At 42.3% G+C, this 18990-nt stretch carries 17 protein-coding genes; 10 read left to right on the top strand and 7 right to left on the bottom strand.

Features of this window, described 5'->3' with window-relative positions:
* Window positions 1-101 precede the first annotated feature (101 nt).
* On the top strand, window positions 102-935 hold the full coding sequence (locus ACE41H_RS20720; protein WP_375357466.1) for a helix-turn-helix transcriptional regulator: 834 nt from the start codon (window positions 102-104) through the stop codon (window positions 933-935).
* A 30-nt stretch (window positions 936-965) separates the two neighbouring features.
* On the opposite strand, the gene ACE41H_RS20715 is transcribed toward ACE41H_RS20720, so the two are convergent.
* Together ACE41H_RS20715 and ACE41H_RS20710 are read right to left on the bottom strand one after the other, a co-directional pair.
* Window positions 966-1190: an SDR family oxidoreductase gene (locus tag ACE41H_RS20715; protein ID WP_375357465.1), complete on the bottom strand. Its 225-nt coding sequence runs from the start codon at window positions 1188-1190 to the stop codon at window positions 966-968.
* Window positions 1191-1364: 174 nt separating this feature from the next.
* Window positions 1365-1910 (bottom strand): TetR/AcrR family transcriptional regulator C-terminal domain-containing protein, encoded by a 546-nt coding sequence (locus ACE41H_RS20710; RefSeq protein WP_375357464.1) that lies wholly within the window; start codon window positions 1908-1910, stop codon window positions 1365-1367.
* Between the two features lie 186 nt (window positions 1911-2096).
* Between ACE41H_RS20710 and ACE41H_RS20705 the strand changes: the two genes are divergently transcribed.
* Window positions 2097-3137 (top strand): NAD(P)-dependent alcohol dehydrogenase, encoded by a 1041-nt coding sequence (locus tag ACE41H_RS20705; RefSeq protein ID WP_375357463.1) that lies wholly within the window; start codon window positions 2097-2099, stop codon window positions 3135-3137.
* A 79-nt stretch (window positions 3138-3216) separates the two neighbouring features.
* Here the strand turns inward: ACE41H_RS20705 and ACE41H_RS20700 are convergent, their stop codons facing one another.
* Window positions 3217-3807, bottom strand: a complete 591-nt coding sequence (locus ACE41H_RS20700; RefSeq protein ID WP_375357462.1) for a LysR family transcriptional regulator substrate-binding protein — start codon at window positions 3805-3807, stop codon at window positions 3217-3219.
* Window positions 3808-3963: 156 nt separating this feature from the next.
* Here ACE41H_RS20700 and ACE41H_RS20695 point away from each other — a divergent pair, with 156 nt between their 5' ends.
* Window positions 3964-4869 (top strand): PhzF family isomerase, encoded by a 906-nt coding sequence (locus ACE41H_RS20695; protein WP_375357461.1) that lies wholly within the window; start codon window positions 3964-3966, stop codon window positions 4867-4869.
* A gap of 148 nt (window positions 4870-5017) precedes the next feature.
* On the opposite strand, the gene ACE41H_RS20690 is transcribed toward ACE41H_RS20695, so the two are convergent.
* Window positions 5018-5215 (bottom strand): hypothetical protein, encoded by a 198-nt coding sequence (locus tag ACE41H_RS20690; RefSeq protein WP_375357460.1) that lies wholly within the window; start codon window positions 5213-5215, stop codon window positions 5018-5020.
* A gap of 216 nt (window positions 5216-5431) precedes the next feature.
* Between ACE41H_RS20690 and ACE41H_RS20685 the strand changes: the two genes are divergently transcribed.
* The gene (locus ACE41H_RS20685; RefSeq protein WP_375357459.1) at window positions 5432-7183 is read left to right on the top strand and encodes an SgrR family transcriptional regulator; all 1752 of its coding nucleotides are present in this window, start codon (window positions 5432-5434) and stop codon (window positions 7181-7183) included.
* 366 nt (window positions 7184-7549) lie between these two features.
* Here ACE41H_RS20685 and secF read toward each other — a convergent pair whose 3' ends face one another.
* The 3 genes from secF to ACE41H_RS20670 all read right to left on the bottom strand — a co-directional run bounded on the left by secF (window position 7550) and on the right by ACE41H_RS20670 (window position 10514).
* Window positions 7550-8452 carry a protein translocase subunit SecF gene (gene secF / locus ACE41H_RS20680; protein WP_375357458.1) on the bottom strand — a complete coding sequence of 301 codons (903 nt, stop codon included), beginning with the start codon at window positions 8450-8452 and terminating at the stop codon, window positions 7550-7552.
* Entirely contained in the window at window positions 8442-9692 is a 1251-nt protein-coding gene (secD, locus tag ACE41H_RS20675) for a protein translocase subunit SecD (RefSeq protein WP_375357457.1), read from the bottom strand. The genes secF and secD overlap by 11 nt, the downstream gene beginning before the upstream one ends.
* Before the next feature lie 156 nt (window positions 9693-9848).
* Entirely contained in the window at window positions 9849-10514 is a 666-nt protein-coding gene (locus tag ACE41H_RS20670) for a winged helix-turn-helix domain-containing protein (protein WP_375357456.1), read from the bottom strand.
* Window positions 10515-10798: 284 nt separating this feature from the next.
* On the opposite strand from ACE41H_RS20670, the gene ACE41H_RS20665 reads away from it, so the two are divergent.
* The 6 genes from ACE41H_RS20665 to ACE41H_RS20640 all read left to right on the top strand — a co-directional run bounded on the left by ACE41H_RS20665 (window position 10799) and on the right by ACE41H_RS20640 (window position 18915).
* Entirely contained in the window at window positions 10799-11314 is a 516-nt protein-coding gene (locus ACE41H_RS20665) for a MauE/DoxX family redox-associated membrane protein (protein ID WP_375357455.1), read from the top strand.
* A gap of 12 nt (window positions 11315-11326) precedes the next feature.
* The gene (locus ACE41H_RS20660; protein WP_375357454.1) at window positions 11327-11935 is read left to right on the top strand and encodes a hypothetical protein; all 609 of its coding nucleotides are present in this window, start codon (window positions 11327-11329) and stop codon (window positions 11933-11935) included.
* Between the two features lie 293 nt (window positions 11936-12228).
* Entirely contained in the window at window positions 12229-14034 is a 1806-nt protein-coding gene (locus tag ACE41H_RS20655; protein ID WP_375357453.1) for an ABC transporter ATP-binding protein, read from the top strand.
* 361 nt (window positions 14035-14395) lie between these two features.
* Window positions 14396-15433, top strand: coding sequence for an autoinducer 2 ABC transporter substrate-binding protein (locus ACE41H_RS20650; RefSeq protein ID WP_375357452.1), 1038 nt, complete (start codon window positions 14396-14398; stop codon window positions 15431-15433).
* A gap of 109 nt (window positions 15434-15542) precedes the next feature.
* The gene (locus tag ACE41H_RS20645) at window positions 15543-17291 is read left to right on the top strand and encodes a cache domain-containing sensor histidine kinase (protein ID WP_375357451.1); all 1749 of its coding nucleotides are present in this window, start codon (window positions 15543-15545) and stop codon (window positions 17289-17291) included.
* Complete coding sequence (locus tag ACE41H_RS20640) at window positions 17260-18915, top strand: response regulator transcription factor (protein WP_375357450.1); 1656 nt, start codon at window positions 17260-17262, stop codon at window positions 18913-18915. Before ACE41H_RS20645 ends, ACE41H_RS20640 begins: the two co-directional genes overlap by 32 nt.
* The last annotated feature ends 75 nt before the right edge of the window (window positions 18916-18990 follow it).

Genomic DNA, 18990 nt, shown 5'->3' with positions numbered 1-18990 from the left:
CTCTTGTCCGCCATCAGGCGGACGAGAGGCTTTCTTTTGAGCGGTATGGATGGTAACATTTAAATATTTGATGAACGCCATCTCGGAGGTGCAGCTTTTTTATGACACAAACCCGGAATTTGCTCGGGGAATTTTTAAAATCGCGCAGGGAAAGGCTTCAGCCGGCGGATGTCGGCATCAGCGGGGGATACGGCAGAAGGAGAACGCCCGGACTTCGCAGGGAGGAAGTGGCGGAAATCGCGAATGTCAGCACCACGTGGTACACGTGGCTGGAGCAGGGAAGAGACGTGACTGCTTCCAGGGAAGTAATGGAGAATATCGCCAGAGCGCTGCTCCTGTCCCCCGACGAGAAGCTGCATGTCATGCGGCTATCGGGATTTGGCGATCTGCCGGACTGGCCCGAACAAGTGCTTCCCTCACCGATTGAACCGGGATTGCAGAAGATCATTGACCAACTGCTGTATCCCGCCATCATTGTCAATCGCCGTACCGAAATCATCGCCTGGAATCGCCAGGCGCCCCGCCTTCTGTATGACTTTCTGGAAGACCCTGCGATGGGCCGCAACATGACCTGGTCTCTCTTCATGAACCCGTATTTGCGGGACCGCGTCTTGAACTGGGAAGAGTTTGCCGGATACAGTGCTGCCATCCTCCGCTCGTATTATGGGCAATCGAAGGGGGACGCGTGGTATGAGGAGTTTGCCCAAAGGCTTTCCGAGAAAAGTACGGAATTTTCGGCGCTATGGGATCGTCAAGATGTCAAAGAGAAGAAGGCGCAGCCTTTTCTGCTGAATCACCCGGACTTTGGTGCATTATCCTTTGAAATCAACACCTTTGGCCATATCAACGGCAACGAGGACTTTCACTGCTGTGTCTATACGCCGATGGCCGGTACCGGAACTGAGGAGAAGCTGGCGAAATGTGCGACGACATAAGCATAGGTACTTTGAAAAACTCCGCAAATATTACACACCCGCGGATACGCTCAGCGTTTGACCGGTTATAGAAGCGGCTGCATCGGAGGCAAGATAGATGGCAGCTGCAGCAACCTCAGACGTCTCCACAAAACGCTGCAGAGGTTGTCTGCCCAAAAGGTGTTTATGGAGAGCTTCCTCCTCCGTGATCCCGTCCTCTCTGGCTAAATCGGCTAGCTGCTGCAAGACCCATTCCGTTCTGACAGCGGCTGGCAAAGGGTGGTATCAGGAGATATGTAGTCGGGAACACAGGCGGAAGAAGCACACTTTGCCTTCATAAGTATTTATGCGTCTATCGGCAATCATATCGCGGTAGATCGGCAATATCAGATCCTGATCAAGGTGCTGCAGGAAGTTGCAATCTGCGTTGAAACGGAAAACTTCCTAATATTATAAGTTCCTTTCTAAAAGTTCCCCCACTTTTTGCGCTATTTCCTGCGGGGGATAAGGCATCCCATTTTTTAGCCACCATTCCACTACACCAACATAAGCATTTGCTACAAATTCAACAACGACATCTTCATTTTGACCTGAGTTTTTACCTTTCGTTACGTCCACGTCTTTTTTGAACTCTTCGATATTATGCTGAACAAACCGGCTGCGAAAATAGGGAGCTCCTCCACTCGCCAGCATCGTCGAAAAAAACAAATAGTTATTTGCCAGATATTCCATACAGTGTACAGTCGATTCGATCCAATCCATATCGGCTTCTGCCTCACACAAATCACTCATATTCTTGATATGTTCTTCAATGATCTTATCCAACAGATCAAATTTATCCAAATAATGAAGATAAACTGTTGCACGGTTAATATTGGCCCTGTAAGAAATATCCTGAATGGTCATGCTGTCAAAGCTTTTTTCTGACATCAATTCAAGAAATGCTTTTTTAATGGCTTCCTGAGTTCTAACTATTCTTCTATCCACTTTGGCCATGTTGTTAAACCCTACCTTCCCTGAGTTAGTCGACAATTTTTCTTGATTTGTTGTTTAAACAATAAAATTGATTTAATTAACGATTTATATGCCTTGATTCACTCATCTTTATATTATAAATTATAGACAGATGTCGAGAATGCATCAATCGTAGCTTTTATTCTACCATGTAGGAGGATTTATATAATGATAACTGCCAAAGCAAGAGCTGTTGATGGTCCGGACAAACCGTTTCGAGCTGCAGAAATTAATAGACGTGATCTTGATTCGCATGATGTGCTGATTGAAATTAAATATGCCGGCATATGCCATTCTGACATCCATACTGCGCACGGCGAATGGGGACCTGTGAACTATCCGCTCGTACCTGGACATGAGATTGCGGGAATTGTCGCGGATGTAGGGGCAGAGGTGACAAAGTACAAGGTAGGTGACCGGGTAGGGGTCGGATGTATGGTTGATTCCTGTGGCGAATGTGAGAACTGCCGTAAAGGAGAAGAACAATACTGTCTTAAAGGAAATATCCCAACATACGCTGGTGTTGACAAATACGGAGAGCCTACTCAAGGTGGCTATTCCACTCACATTGTCGTAACCGAGAACTTCGTAGTCAGAATTCCTGACAACATTGAGCTTGACGCAGCAGCACCATTGCTTTGCGCCGGCATTACGACATTTTCACCATTAAACCATTGGGGAGCGGGTCCAGGCAAAAAAGTGGCGGTTGTTGGTATGGGCGGACTTGGTCATATGGCTGTCCAAATTGCACATGCCATGGGTGCGGAGGTCACCGTTCTGTCACAATCATTAAAGAAAAAAGACGATGGCTTGCAATTGGGCGCAGACCACTACTATGCCACAAGCGACCCAGAGACATTCGAGAGACTTGCTGGCTCCTTTGACTTGATTATTAACACAGTAAGCGCAAAAATCGACATGGATGCTTATTTTTCACTGCTCACTCTTGACGGCACTTTGGTTAATGTTGGTGCTCCAGGGGAGCCGTTGTCATTAAATGTGATGTCCCTTATCGGACATCGCCGTTCATTTGCAGGTTCAATGATAGGAGGCATCCGCGAGACGCAGGAGATGTTGGAGTTCTGTGCAAAACACAACATTTCCCCTAAAATCGAAGTGATTTCAGCCGACCAAATTGACGAAGCCTACGAACGCGTATTAGCTTCAGATGTGAAGTATCGATTCGTAATTGACACTAGCACGATCTGAGATATTAGAATTACATGTCTGCTCCTTCTCAACAACTTTCCATAACAAGTCAAAAGTGAATTTAGCTTTGCCGGGATGCTCACCTATTGAAGATTGTTGGCAATGGTTTTGAAGTATGGAGTTCTTGAGCAACCTGGATAAAAAGCTTAACCGCTTTCGGCGCGTTGGCCAACAAGGGGACCGCGAGCTGAATGTCACGAACGGGTTTGGGTTCAAGCGGACGAATTCGTACATTGGGCGGTAATATCGACAACGACAACGAAATCCTGGAGACGATGGCCGTGCCAAGCCCCTCCTGTACCATGCGTAACGCGGCATTTACATTGTGCAGATCGAATGCTGCGTTAAGAGAAGTATCGTAACGTTGAAACAGCTCATAAACAGGAGGGTCAAATTCGCCCTTGCACAATATTAACGGTTCGTTGTGTAAATCTGTTATACCAATTTGGCTGCGAAGTTGAAGCGGGTGGTCGTCTCTTATAAGCAAACACATCTCATCTTTATAAAACGGAATGACATCGTACTGTTCGTTAGGGGGGATAATCCATCCGACATCAATGACCCTAGACGTTAACCAGTCCTTAATCTCATTTACATTCATTTCATTTATGATTAACGAAATTGTATCATGAGTGTAAATCGATAAACAATGGGAGATGAGTGCATTCACATTTCTAATCCTGATGACCGCAACAATAACCAGTATCCTATTTTCAGGAGAAGCCGTGACGCCAGAGTTTATAGCCGGATTTGTATTGGTTGTTGCCAGTATTGTTCTAGTTAATCTGAGACCGAAGCGGTTGAAGGCAGAGAGGAGCGGAGCGGCGTGAAGAGAGAATATCGTTATTATCAGATCGATTCGTTCACCAAGGATAAGTTTACCGGGAATCCAGCAGGGGTTGTCGTCAACGCGGACGGTCTGTCGGAAGCTGAAATGCAGCACATCGCAAGAGAAGTGAACAATTCGGAAACGGCGTTTATATTTGCATCCGACCGTCCCGATTATGACGTTCATATTCGTTTCTTTACACCCATAGTGGAGGTGCCGATCTGCGGCCATGCAACCATAGCGGCTCATTATGCTCGGGCGACCGAACTGCAGCTGGAATCGACAAGGGTATTGCACAAGACAGGGGCAGGGATTTTGCCGGTCGACATCGTTCGCGAGAATCACGATTATAAAATCGTGATGGAACAAGGGGCCATTGATTTTGGCCCGGTCATAGAGGGAGAGAACAAAGCGCAGCTTTTAGGTGCTCTGAAATTATCGGAAGAGGATCTAATAGCTGATGCTCCAGTACAAATCGTTTCTACAGGGCACTCGAAAGTAATGATCCCATTAAAATGCAAGGACAACCTGAATCAAATCGCACCTAACTACGAAGCACTATCGCAGCTAAGCAAATCCATCAGCTGCAACGGGTACTATGTGTTTACAATGGCTGAGGGAAACAACGATGTTCTGGTGGAAGGTAGGATGTTCGCGCCGGCAATTGGTATCAACGAGGATCCCGTGACCGGCAATGCCAACGGTCCGTTAGGCCCTTATTTGGCCTTGCATCAGCTCATCAGACCTTCCGGGTCCTCTTTTCGTTTTCGGAGTATGCAGGGAGAGACTATGGGGAGACCTGGGATAGTCGAGGTGGAGGTTCTGCTTCATGCTGGCAGACCTGTTTCCGTCCGAGTGGCGGGCCAAGCCGTCATCGTGTATCAAGCGAAGTTCGTATTTTGACCGCGATAAGTGATAGAGACTCAACCGATGAATAATGCCTTGTGACGTTCTATATCGAGAGGGTGCCTAGCGGGTTTCCTGCTATTCGCAGGAATTGGCTTAGTTGGTTTGGTTGTTAAACATTCCTTTAACGAAAAAAACCGTCTCCTCAAAGGGACGGTTTTCCGCTTTTCCGTTTCCCCAGGCTCACCCATACCGATAAAACCCATGAAGTTTGTTTGGCGGGGAAAAGCTTATTTGGCTCGGCTGTGCTCGGCGCCGGTTCCCCGGTTAAACCGTATTTCCGCGTCTGCCGGGCTTGCCGGTATTCCATCAACTTTTCGTTTATATAATCTTGTTCCAGCATGTTTATCCTCCTCAAACACCAGTTCTCATGATGGTTTTTTTTGTTTGTTTTTGTCTAACTCCATTATGCTCTATTCAAAAGGGGATAAAAAGCGTATACTTGCTCCAATGGATTTCCTCTTTTATTGAAGATGCGGTTTTTCTTCTGTGAAAGTACATCGATAGACGTTTTTACATGTGAACGAAAGGGGGGAGCACGCTGCTGGATGAGAGATATTTGCTGCTGTTCGAGCATTTCGGTAAAAATACGGAACTGGGAGACCCTGTAGAAGTAAAGCTGGAGCAGCTGTCCGAAGCACTTTATTGCACCCCGCGTAATGCCAAACTCATTCTTGCAAAGCTCCAGAGTGAGCAGCTTATCGTTTGGTTACCTGGTCGAGGAAGGGGGAACCGGTCCAGAATTGCCTTTAAGGTGGACAAAGAGGCCTACTTGATCGAGTTCTCACAAAACCTGGCTGAACAGGGGAATTATAAGCGGGCATTTGATCTGATCGGAACCCATGCCACCGGAACGTTGGCCAAGCCAAAGTTTCTGGAATGGCTGGATAAGCAATTCGGTTATAAAAAAGGGGAAGCGGAAGAAGGGCAGCATTCTCAGGATATACTCATGTTTCCGGTATTGAAACCGCCGTTGACGCTTGATCCCGCCGAGCTTTTGTATTCGTTTGATTCGCATTTGATCCGCCAAACTTTTGACCGATTACTCAGGTTTGATGTGCAGCAGGGCACGATTGTGCCCATGTTAGCCCATGCCTGGAGCTCCAATGACTGTGCAACGGAATGGACGTTTCATCTGCGCAAAGGGGTGCGTTTCCATAATGGCCAGGAACTTACCTCCCGGGATGTGCAATTTACGCTTGAGCGGCTTCAGAACGGAACGGCCAATAGCTGGCTGATGCGAGGAGTCGAAGGTATTGAGACGATGGGTCCCCGGGCACTGCGTGTGAAGCTTAGCCGGCCTAACCGGGTCTTTGACCGCTTCATGTGCTCGGCGGCAGCCTCCATTCTTCCCTACGGATTTGCCGGCATGGAGGAGGGGGATTATTGGAGCCTCCCGCTGGGAACGGGGGCCTTCAGGTTGATTTCCTCGACAACAGAACGAATTGAGCTTGCCGCCTTTGATGCTTATTTTCAGGGCCGGCCTTACCTGGATCGTGTAGATATCGTGATCATACCGGGGGACTGCGTCCAGGAAATGGAGGGAAATGCAAAGCTTCATCACAGCATGGATACGCTGCGAATGTACTCCTATGCTAAGGAGGAGGCCTGGCAGGAAATCGAGAAGTTGTGCCAGGGCTGCACCATGTTGATCTGGAACGTTTCCCGCGACGGTCTCCAGCAGTCCGAAGCCTTGCGGAGAGTGGTGAAGATGATCCTTCATCCCGGAGAAATGGTTGCAGATCTCGGCGGCGAACGGGTGCTGCCTGCTTTTGGGTTCCGTCCCGAAACCAGCCGTTCCCATACGGTTGAACCCATGAGGCCCGAACGTATTCGCAGGGCATTGGAAGAGTCGGGCTACGCCGGGGAGGTTCTTCGTTTAGCTTTCCACCCCAAATATAGCGAAGACGGCTTGTGGATCATGAACAGGCTCACCGAATGGGGGATCTCTGCCAAAGTGGTGGATTATGAATCGTGGTCCGACGCGGACTTCTGTGTTTCGGGGCTTGTCTTCCAGGAAGACGAAGTATGCGAAGTCGAGGCTTACGAGCATCGGGATTACATTATGCATTCTTATTTCGACGAAGAGCGAAAAAAATGGATCACCGGCCGGATTGATGAGGCGGTTGCGGCCGAATCCACGGATCAAAGACGCATGCATTTAAAGGAAATTGAAGACTACGTTCGGGATGAGGCAACGGTCATCTTCCTGCACCATCGTCGGACCAGTACCTATATGCATCCTTCCGTCCGAGGCGTAAGCCTGAATCCGCTCGGCTGGATCGACTTCCAGAATGTTTGGCTGGAGTAGCATGATTTTTTGTGGGAACCATTTACAATGTAAAAATAACAGTGACATGAAGTGGGTATTTCGATAATGTGCCGGTTGCCGCAATCAAAAATAATGCCATAAATCTTTCCGTTTCAGATGGATCAGCTCATGGTCGGCACCATGCTCATGTCCATATCCGCAGGATTCTCATAGGAAGATAAATGACAGGTTTCCAAAGCCCGACAAGAACAGGACTGCGAACGGTGGTATGCACGTATATTTTAGGAAAAAAACTGCATCCTATTGTTAGTTATTTCTAACAAATAGGGTGCAGTTTCTTACCGGTTGCTTATGGTTATATGAAACGAGCCTAATACAAGTACGGAAGTTCAGGTCAGAAGCTGCTTACTTCGTATTTACCGCTGGAATCTTTGGTTTTTGCTTTGATTTCAAAAACAGCCATATGGGGCTAGCAATAAAAATTGAAGAATAAGCACCAAAAACTAAGCCTATTACCATAGCGAACGAAAACATGCGAATAGAGGCACCACCGAATATTAGCAAGCATACAGACGCTATAAAAACTGTGAAGACAGTTGCCAACGAACGTGTCATAGTCTGTTCAATACTAAGGTTGACGATTCGAGTTAAGTTATTTTTTGATTTATTTTTCGAAAAGCGGAGATTTTCGCGAATACGATCAAATATAACGATTGTATCATTGATTGAAAAACCTACGATAGTCAATACGGCTGTAATAAAGGTTAGATCAATTTCCAGCCTGAAAATTGTGAATATACTGATTACTAATATTGCATCGTGCAGCAGTGATATTATAGCGGCTATTGCAAAACGCCATTCAAAACGAATGGACACAAATACTGCGATCACTACACAGGCAGCAAGGACAGCGTAGATGGCATTGCGTTCTAGTTCTTTAGCCATTTCTGTATCTACGGTATTCACTTCAAAAGAAGCTCCATTATCTAATTGTTCATTAAAGGAGTTCTTTAATCCATTGATCTGTTGGTCGGTTAACACTTTGGAAAAACGAATGCTAAAACGTTCATTCCCCTGCGTTAAATCTATATTTTCTCCGATCCCTTGTGCAACCAGTAGAGAATGAATCTGTTCTTGACTTACCTCTTTAGTCAAATTCACCTCAACATTTGATCCAGAGCGAAAATCCACGCCATAATTTGGACCAAAAATAGATAAACAAATAACCCCCACCATAGCCAACAAAATTGAAAATCCGTAAAAATATTTGCTAGCCTTCATGTAATTCCACTCCCAGTTAAAGCGCACGTATGTCACTCTCCTTAACTCCGAAATACTTGGCTTTGTTAAGTACATTGGCTTTAACTAGTAGGTTCAATAAATAACGAGAAAATACAATATTGGTTAGGATACTTACAACAATATCAATAATCAATACCAAGGCAAAGCCTCTAACCCCACCTGTTCCTAAGAAGAACATTACGCCACCAGCAATAATGGTTGTAACGTTCGCATCCATTACGGTGCGGAAGGAGGTCTTGCTGCCAGCTACGACTGAAGATCGTATAGTCTTACCGGAACGCATTTCTTCCTTGATTCTTTCATATGTAATGATATTTGCGTCGACAGCCATTCCAATTCCAAGCACAAAAGCTGCAATGCCTGGAAGAGTAAGCACAAAATCACCGAGATAGAATATTGCTAAGACAAGCCAAGTATGAACAATTAAACAAAAACTTGCGATAAGGCCAGGAGCCTGAAACATAAAAACCATAAAAATTAAAATGATGAAAGAACCAATCAAGCCAGCCTTTATTGTTTGGTTTAAGGAGAGTTGTCCAAGACTTGCACCTACACTCTGAGAATATTTTTCAGTAAGCTTCAAGGGGATAGAGCCTAAATTTATAGTTTCGGCTAACTCATTCGCTTCTTCTCGGGTGTAATTTCCACTTATTGAAGCATTACCATCACTAATTGTTTGCCTTACCTCGGGAGCCGACAGTAACCGGTCATCCAGGTAAATAGCCATTTTTTTCCCCAATAACCGTTTAGTGATTTCAGCAAATTTCTCTTTATCCTTAACTTTAATACTAACTTCTGGTTGATTTAGAGTATCAAAACCTACCTGGGCACCATTTTCTACAAAGTCATTACCTCTTAGTTCTATTTTTGAGTATTCATCAGGTTTATCGCCTTCAACTGAACTTCGGAAAGTAAGTTCAGCAGGTTTTTTTAGCATTTCACGTACTTCGGTTTCGTTTGCAACATCGGCAATACGGACACGTATACGATTGTTCCCCTCAGTGGTGATTTCTGGTTCGGACGTCCCCAGTATATTTATTCGTCGCTCCAGGCTTTGAGCAGTTTGAATTAATGATTGCCCAGTCACTTCCTGTCCATGATCTAAAGGTTCTGCTTCATATAAAACTTCAAATCCTCCTTTTAGATCTAAGCCTAATTTCAAACTTTTTAGAAGCCCAGGACTAGTTCCAATTATAATACCACTAGTAACGAGAACAACTACGAAGAAGCTTATTATCCTTTTCATACGTTCAAAAATCCTCCTTTAATTTTTGGCGAACAAATTACTTACACTAGCCATACATGTAAGGTACGGGACAACTTATATCTTAATGATGATAGCAATAATCCACGAAACATACAAAGAAATCTTTGTCCCTATGACCAACCCCTACGTATTTATTTACGCTTCTGTCTTTACTGAATATCCACGTCCTCTGTGATTTATTAAAATTACTGGATTGTGTGGATCTTTTTCAATTTTTGACCTGATATTTTGGATATGTACATACAATGTCGATAGTCCTGGAAGATCTAATTGATCTAGAAGTTTATGAGAACTAAATATTTGCCCTCGATTTCTGACTAATAAAAATAGTAATTTAAATTCAGTGCTCGATAGTGAAGTACATCTATTGTCTTTCCTTATGCAATGTCCAGTGATATTAAAGAAAACCTCCTTCGTAAGCGGGATAAATTCTAACTCATCAATCTGCTTTTGTTTTTCTTCATCATGAATGTGCCGACAAAAATCTGTGATAGGTTTTGCTAGATGTATTGTTGCTTTCTGCTGTCGTATGTCATGATATGACTTTGAGGTGTCTGAACTTAAAATAAGGATAGGGAGTGGCGATAAATCCAATAGTTGCTTCCAGAAACTAAGATCATCATTTGAGCAAATTTGTAAATCTAAAATAACCGCTATGTATTTTCTGTGCTGTTCTAGAATAAGTTCTTTTAGCTTCCCACGATTGTTGATTTGAGTTAAGTTAATTTCCGACATTTTAAAAATGCTTTTTAAAATAGGATCCTCATTCGAAATTTTATTTGAAAACATTAGAACTTCCATTTACCATCATCCTTTCGTTCAGGTTTATATATAAATTTTTCTATAAAAAGGAATAAAATAGAATGGTATGGCTTAATTATTCCATACTTTTGTAAAAAATTCAAACTTGATGAACTTATAGGTCGAAATTTGATTTCCAATTCCCGATACTAAAAATAATTTTAACTTAACCTTAAATTTATTTGGAAGATAGTTTCCTAACTGAGTGATAGACTTATAGTCAGAAAGCGACGATATAGCCTACGATGATTTGAGAAAAATTTATATGAAGTGAGGCGAAGGAGTTGGACTTAGTTCTTTTTATTAAATTAATGATTGCAACAATTTTTTTAAGTACTTTTTTATCTAAGATCAAAAATTTTCAATCATTCGTAAATACTGTAGGTCAGTTCGCACCCATCCGCGACAAAAGAATACTATCCACTGTGTCATTAGTGGTTGTTGTATCTGAAGTAGTATTTCCAATCATGTTGTTTATTCCGAAGTATAGTCTGGTATCATCTATTGCAATTATCTCGATGTTAAATATTTTTAGCATATTGATTGTAAAAAAACTCAAAAATAAAATGGTGATAAAGTGCAATTGCGGGGGTCTTTTGGGGAATCACGTCATAAGCAAAGAAATACCAATAAGAAACTCTGTATTATCCTTGGGGCTAGTTTACTTACTTTTCGCCTATCCAACTTCAATTTCAGTTTCATTGCAACAGGTAGTTCTTATGGAAATAACATCAATTTCTATATTATTTTCCTACTTTTTTGTTAAAGAGGCCAATATGGTTCTTCGAAGTATAGAATAGGAGGTGATAGTATTGGAAACCATGATTTTACTATTGTCACTTTTACTAGTTACTATGATTGTAATTTTTGGGTATTATCAGTTACAGATAATGAAAGTGAACAACAAAATATTAGAGAGAATGAATGGATTAAAAGCTCAAACTCCAAATGATTCGGATAACAACCTATTTTCGCTGGATTATGGTTTACAAAAGAATGATGAATTTCCTAGTGTAATAGTAACGGACATCCTTGCAGGAACTACTTATCCGTATAAATTAAGTGATACTAGAGAAAGCCTGATATTGATTACAGGAATTGGCTGCCAACCTTGCGAAGAGGCTCTTATTAGATTATCGCACTATGATTCCAGTCAAATTGAGCAAAATATTGTTCTTTTATCGTTTGATCCTCCTCAAATAGTCCCTGAGAGTGTTCGTGAGAAGCACCTAATGTTAGTCCAAAAAATTTCTGGATTTCAATTAGTAGTTGGAGAAAAAGTACTAGATGATTTAAAAGTCAATACCTTTCCAACCCTAATCCGTGTAACGCCAGAAGGACAGGTAATGGGAACTTATTCAGGTCACTATCAGTCTATAGTCAACCATTTGCAATTCCGATCAAAATCCTTGATTTCTTAGATATCCGTATTTCATGAGAGGAGGTGAAACATATGAATTGTCCTACTGATTGCTGTGTACGTAGATGTACATTTAAGCTTAGTTGCCTTGGATACGAAGCTTGGACTGACTGCTCTAGCTGTCCGTCTGGTTGCTCGTATATTATTCCGTCACCTAAGTGTGGTTGCTGATGAAAGACAGACATATTTAGTGAATATGCTAAAAGAACTCAATTGCATAATTGAGTTCTTTTAGCATATCCTTTACAGGCTCCTCATTTACTCAAGTCTCATTAGGATCGAGGCGTATATTTAATGAAAATCAGAGAAAATTTAGCTTTTGCTATAAAAATAATAGGAATCTACAGAGCGGTTTCTCTTGTTGGTTTATTGTGGATAACTCTCTTGTCGATTTCTATGCCGCTACTACAAAGTTTAATGTTGGTTTACACTGAAAAAGTGGGTAATTCTCTCGCTGGTGGACAAGCTAATGTGATTATTTTGCTTTTATTTATTCAAAGTGTTTTATATTGCTCAGCACAGATATGTATGCTAGCTAACAATATGCTAGAGAATAAGTTGAATCTCAAATACAGTCTCTACTTAAATACTTCATTAAAAGAGAAGTTATCTAAAATTAAAATTCATTTACTTGATGATACGGAAACTCATAATAAAATCGTAACTGTTCGACATATTATCCCACAAATTGGTGTGTCTTTATTATCGAGTATACTTACCTTATTTCAAGCAATCTTAGCTATTTTAGGTATGATCTATATACTAAGAAATCTTCATTTTTCTATCCTTATTTTGCTGGTTTTATTTAGCCTCGCAAACATTTTTATTTCGAATATATTTAACAAAGTACAGATGAATATTTATAACACTACAAGTGAAGACATGAGATTAAAAGAATACTATTCTCAGCTGTTTTTTAATCGTGAGTTAATGTCCGAAAGCAGAATGTTCCAGCTTCACAAATTTTTCTTGGAAAAATGGAAGGCTGTTTTCTGGAGGGTAGAAACACCGAATGTGAACTTGATGAATAAGAGGAGTGTGCTTGCATCCTCAATTCAAATATCAATCAATTTGCTTCAATTGATCATGCTCATTATATTAGTTAATACTTCTGGTTCAGCCTTATCAGTAGGTACTTTTATGTTATTAACACAGGCTGTACTACAGATTCAGGGACGTGCTAACGAGCTCGTAGCCTCTTTAAGCCATATACATCAAACATTTATGTTTCTTCCGCTTTACTTTGAAGTTCTTAATTTGCCAGAAGAGGAACAGGTTCAAGGGGAAGAATTTAGTGGGCTAAAGGAGGGAATTGTGGTAAGCAATCTATCTTTTAAATATATAAATTCAAGTTCTAAGATATTAAAAGACGTCACCTTCTCTATAAAAAAGGGGGAGAGAGTCGCAATAGTCGGGCATAACGGTTCCGGAAAGACAACAATCGTTAAATGTTTGCTTGGTTTATATGATGAATTTCTTGAAGGATCGATATATTATGATGGGTTATCAATAAGCGATTATAATAAAGATACGTTAAGAAATAAGATTGCTGTTTTATTTCAAAATTACGGAAAATATCCATTTAGTTTTAAAGAGAATGTAATAATAGGTGATTTAAAAAATATAGATAATGAGGAGCTCTACAACCAAGCGTTAAATTCAAGCAACTCTCGGAGCATAGTTAATTCACTTCCAAATGGATCAAACACCAGCCTTGGTCCTGAGTTTAATAAAGGTATTGATATGTCAGGAGGACAATGGCAGAAGACTGCTCTAGCTAGAGTATATTTCCGAGATGCTGATATTGTTTTTTTAGATGAACCCACATCTGCAATAGATCCTATTTCGGAAAATGAGATATATAAACATTTTTTTGAAATTACAAAAGGAAAAACATCTATTATCCTCACACATAGATTAGGGATGTGTAAATGGGTGGATAAGATCATAGTTTTAGATAAAGGGCAAATAAAAGAAATTGGTACACACAATGAACTTTTAAATAAGGAGTCCTTGTATAGAGAAATGTTTTTAGCACAGTCTGAATGGTATATTGCAGAACAAAAAATTACGGTTGTAAAAACTGGGCAGCAGCTTTAAGAAGCCAGGAAATCCGCGTCCATATCAGACGCAGCCTGCTTGGAGCGAATAATTTGGGTTATAGGTAAACATGGATGTTGGGTAACCAGACGAGGCCTTCGATCGCTCCCGGAGGGTCTGCTGAATGCGTTCCTGTCCCGCCCCTCCTTCACCTCTTCGAGCGGAGGAGGAGCCCCTTTTTCATAAAGCGGTTCAGCTATCGGCATCGACTTGCTCCAGAAGCGGTAGTACATTGGCTGTGCATATATTTAATGTAGATTGCTTATCATTTTTTACCCGTGGCATGCAAAATGTTACCTTCCAAAAAAAGGAATGATCTTATAAGATCAAAACATCATAACTTTTATGTAAGGGGGTAAATATGCTTCGAAAATTGTTGTTCCCCATTTTAGTCTTTATTTTTGTAAGCGCTTGCCAAGATGAGGACAGAATTCAATATGACATCATTTATCGGATGGAGGAAGCGAAGGCTCCAATGGAAATAGAAGAAATGCAGCGTCAGTATACGATCGGTATCGTTCCCAAAGTGATGGAAATTCCATATTTCAATGTAGCAAAAGATGGGGCCATGGAAGCCGCACAAGATTTAAATGTGAATATCATTTATGATGGTCCGCCGATCGCTGATGCAGAACAGCAAATTCATGTGATTAAAGAATTGATTGAGCGCAAAGTTGATGTTATTGCGGTCTCCGCTAATGATCCCTTGAAGTTGATTCCTGTTTTAACAAAGGCAAAGCAGCAGGGAATTCGAGTGATAACATGGGACGCTGACACTCTGCCGGAGGCTAGAGAGATGTTCGTAAATATGGTCGATGCGGAGACACTTGGCCGTCATCTTTTGGATACACTGGCGTGGACGATGGGAGAAAAAGGCGAGTATGCGATTATGACGGGATCACGGTCGGCAGCAAACTTAAACGAGTGGATCAACTGGATACAATATCAGCAGGAACAATTTTATCCAAAATTAAAATTAGTGGATATCGTCACAACTGATGATAACCCTCAAAAAGCTTTTGAGGTTGCACAAGGATTAATGGAAGCGCACCCCAATTTAAAAGGAATTATCGGAAATTCATCTGTAGGACCACCAGCGGCAGCCCAGGCCGTGAGAGAAGCAGGCAAAAGCGGTGACATTAAGGTGGTTGGGTTATCCACTCCGAACCTCATGAAAGCCTACCTGCATAATGGTTCTGCACAGATGGCTACGCTTTGGAGTCCCAAGAAACTAGGCTATTTAACGGTTGTTCTGGCCAAAAACATGCTGGAAGGCCATATGCCCTTTGACGGTCAAGAAATAGATAATGTCGGGAATATCAGGGTGGCGGGGGATGTAGTTATTATGGGGGAACCTGTTGATTTCACTAAGGAAAATGTTGACCAATATGATTTCTAAGCTGCTTAGGCGATTTCAGTACATCAATTACCGGCTAAGCTCAAAGCTGATCATAGCTTATATTATTTTAACTGTCATACCGATGGCGTTCCTGGGATATTTCTCATTTGTGCAATATAAAAAATCTATTGAAGAACAAATTGGTGAATATATGCCGCGATTTTTAAGGCAAGCCAATGCAAATATTGAAAAGCAGGTTGAAGAAGTGATGGCACTGCCTAAGCTGCTTCTCAATTCGGAGAGTACTTTAGCCATTTTGCGGAAGGATTCTTATCAAAGCCGTGCGGACCAAAATAAAGACAGGTTCACGGTGAACAATTATTTGGCACGAACATATTTGAACGGCATGAATGAAGATGTTATCGGTGTGTTTGTCTTGTCTAAAAACCGGCTGTTTTATAGTTCCAAAATCAAGTTTACCGGTCTGGATTGGGAAAAGATGCTCATCCCCTATGGTCAAGACATGGATCTTCGCGGGAAAGAGAAAATAACTCTTCCGAATGAAACCAAACTTCGTTTTGAAGGGGGTGTACCGTATGTGCTATTCATGAAGCAGATCCAGGACGTTGATAACCGAAAGGATTTGGGCACGATGTTTATCGCGGTGAAGCTGACGTTTATTGACCGAATCCTCATGGATTTCGAACAGAACAACAATGCGAAAATGTGGATTGCAAATCGTAGGGGCAACATTATTTATCATACTGACCCTAACGCTATCGGCACGACAGATCCTTCAGTCCGGGATTACCCCATTTGGAATGGGAGCTTCCGGGTTAGAAAAGGGAAGGAATTACAGCTTATTAGTGTAACGGAGTCTAAAAGCTTCGATGGGATACTCGTACACAGTATTCCCCTGCAGGATTTAACTGCACGAACAGATATGACTCGAAAAATCACGATCATTATTTTTATCTGTTTTGTTATGATCACAACCCTATTCGCGGTTGTGTTTGTTCTGCGTGTAACACGTCCGATTAAGAGACTGATCCGGCTGATGAAAGAGGCAGAGAGGGGCAAATTCCAACTTGATCTGAAAACCCACAGCCTTGATGAGGTGGGTACGCTGGCACGCAGCTTTAACTCCATGATGACAACGATACGAGATTTGATCGAGAAGAATTACGATATCAAGATTCGCCAGCAGGAGGCGGAGCTATATGCCCTGCAGTCTCAAATCAATCCGCATTTTATGTACAATACCCTGGAGACGATCAGTATGGCGATCGAAGAAGGGGAGGCGGACATGGCCGTTGATATGGTCACCCAGCTTGGCCGAATGCTCAGATATTCGGTAGAGAATAAATCTAATTTTGTACCCTTTTCTGAAGAGCTCCAGCATGTTATGGATTATTTGACTATTCAGAAATTCCGTTTTGAAGACCGTCTGGTTTTTGAAATTATACGGAAATCTGATCCAGGTTTCTTTTATATGCCAAAATTTATTCTGCAGCCGGTCGTAGAAAATGCAATTAAATATGGATTGGAATCACGTGAGAGACTTGACATAGAGATCAGTATCAGCAAAGAATTCGACGCACGCTCAGGCGATACGGCTATCGTCTTCAGGGTACGGGATAACGGACCAGGAATGAAGCGGGAACGTCTCGAGGAAGTGGAGAAGTCTTTGAAAACAGGGACGTTGTCAGGTAGAAAATCGCAATTCGGACTTGGAAACGTGAATGCCCGGATCGTTATGATTCATGGTCCCGAATATGGTTTGCAGCTGCATAGTGTTGATGGCAAAGGTACTGAGGTTACAATACGCATACCGCTAATTGCAATGATGGATAGGCTCAATTTGGAGCAGGGCGAGGAGGAAAACCATGCAAGCAATACGGACGTTAATTGTGGATGATGAGGCTCGTATTCGGCGAGGAATTGAACGCATGCTTGCTTCATGCGAAGGTAATTGGCAGGTGGCAGCGGTTCTTTCCAATGGTAAAGATGCGTTGGAATACATCCGCCAGACACAAGGAGCCATTGATTTACTTCTAACGGATGTTAAGATGCCAGAGATGGATGGTTTAACGCTCATTAAGAAAGCCAGACAGCACGGTTCCTTTTACCCTATAGTTATCAGTGGACATAATGATTTTGTCTTTGCTCAGACAGCGATTCGGGAAGGCGCCGTTGACTATATTTTAAAACCGATAGACCGTGAACAATTTCGCCAACGAATGGCAGAAGTAAGGAACATTATCGAAAAAAACAGACATGAGCATCAACGATGGAATGAAATGCACCGTAAAGAATTGGAACTGAAACGATCCCGTCAGACGCAAACACTTAGCTATATTACTTCCGCGGGGCTCGATATATCCAGACTGGGGTATTGGGTAAATGATTTTCCGAAAGGCCATTATCTGCTGCTTTATATTAGTTTGGATCCACCGCCAGTTAAAGCTAGAAATTATACCAAGAAGGATTGGGAAGCGTTCGATTATGCTTTGGAAAATATGATTTCCGAGGTGACAGGCAATTTAGACATTGCGCAGGTGAAGCAGACTTGGTGCTGGAAAGGGGGAAATGCCGACTTTTGGGTACTGATTTATGCTCCGGGAGAGTCATCGGGAACAACGATGGAGGCTATCGCAAATGAATTATCAACGCGAATTCGCTCAGTTATCCAGTTTCATACGCCATTCACCGTATCGGTATCCTTTGGGAATTGGATGCAAAATCTCTACACATTGCCTGAGGCAAAGCAAAGAGCATTATCCTTAATGAATTATCGTTTGTTGTACGGCAGCAATCAAACATTTCATGATGATACGGCAGAACGGTTTGTAGAAAAGATGGACATTGATCTTGCAAAATTTGCCCACCGTCTGCGGAGGGCCGTTGAACAAGCGAACAGTCAAGAAGCGAATGATCTGTTGAAACAACTGTTTCAACAACTGGAGCATATTCATTCGCCGCAACCCATACAGCTTGCTGTACAGAATGTATTCATTCAGATTCACTCCGTTGGAATAGAATACATGAGCGGCGTATTTGAACCCATCTCCCTGGAAAAGGGGCTGCAGGCCCTACACCGTGCGGCCAATCTTCATGAGTTGAAGAGTGAGGTGAGTGCACTCATCCAATCTGTCATCGAATTGATTCGTCATACTCGGCAAAGTGGAAGAGTGAAGCCTGTAGAGCTGGCTAAAGCATGGATTGCCGAGAATTTGAGCAAAGACTTGACAATCCAGGCCATTGCGGACCATGTTTATATGAATCCTTCCTATTTTATGAGATATTTCAAGATGCACACCGGGCTGACCATACTTGATTATGTGACGAAACTCCGAATGGAGAAGGCTAAGGAACTCTTGGTTAATACGAACATGAGGGTACAGCATGTTAGCGAACAGGCTGGTTACCAAAACGTAAAATATTTCAGCCGCCAATTTAAACAACGCTTTGGCTGCACACCTGCTAAGTATCGTGATAAAGTTCTAAAGAATATTGAAGAAACAACCCCCAAAAGTCATTAATACCCCCCTTCAAGTCATTATTGTACCCTATTATGAAAGCGTTTTAATTAGTAAGCTGTGAATACAGAACGGCGC

Source organism: Paenibacillus enshidis (genome assembly GCF_042136365.1).
Taxonomy (GTDB): Bacteria; Bacillota; Bacilli; order Paenibacillales; family Paenibacillaceae; genus Paenibacillus; species Paenibacillus enshidis.
Note: the sequence above shows the minus strand (reverse complement) of the source record. Positions and strands in the feature narration are given on the sequence as shown.

Excerpts from the sequence above, each read along its gene's own strand:
- ACE41H_RS20720 (WP_375357466.1), top strand. The coding sequence starts at position 102 with ATGACACAAACCCGGAATTTGCTCGGGGAATTTTTAAAATCGCGCAGG.
- ACE41H_RS20710 (WP_375357464.1), bottom strand. The coding sequence starts at position 1,910 with ATGGCCAAAGTGGATAGAAGAATAGTTAGAACTCAGGAAGCCATTAAA.
- ACE41H_RS20705 (WP_375357463.1), top strand. The coding sequence starts at position 2,097 with ATGATAACTGCCAAAGCAAGAGCTGTTGATGGTCCGGACAAACCGTTT.
- ACE41H_RS20690 (WP_375357460.1), bottom strand. The coding sequence starts at position 5,215 with ATGCTGGAACAAGATTATATAAACGAAAAGTTGATGGAATACCGGCAA.
- secD (WP_375357457.1), bottom strand. The coding sequence starts at position 9,692 with ATGAAAAGGATAATAAGCTTCTTCGTAGTTGTTCTCGTTACTAGTGGT.
- ACE41H_RS20670 (WP_375357456.1), bottom strand. The coding sequence starts at position 10,514 with ATGGAAGTTCTAATGTTTTCAAATAAAATTTCGAATGAGGATCCTATT.
- ACE41H_RS20655 (WP_375357453.1), top strand. The coding sequence starts at position 12,229 with ATGAAAATCAGAGAAAATTTAGCTTTTGCTATAAAAATAATAGGAATC.
- ACE41H_RS20650 (WP_375357452.1), top strand. The coding sequence starts at position 14,396 with ATGCTTCGAAAATTGTTGTTCCCCATTTTAGTCTTTATTTTTGTAAGC.
- ACE41H_RS20640 (WP_375357450.1), top strand. The coding sequence starts at position 17,260 with ATGCAAGCAATACGGACGTTAATTGTGGATGATGAGGCTCGTATTCGG.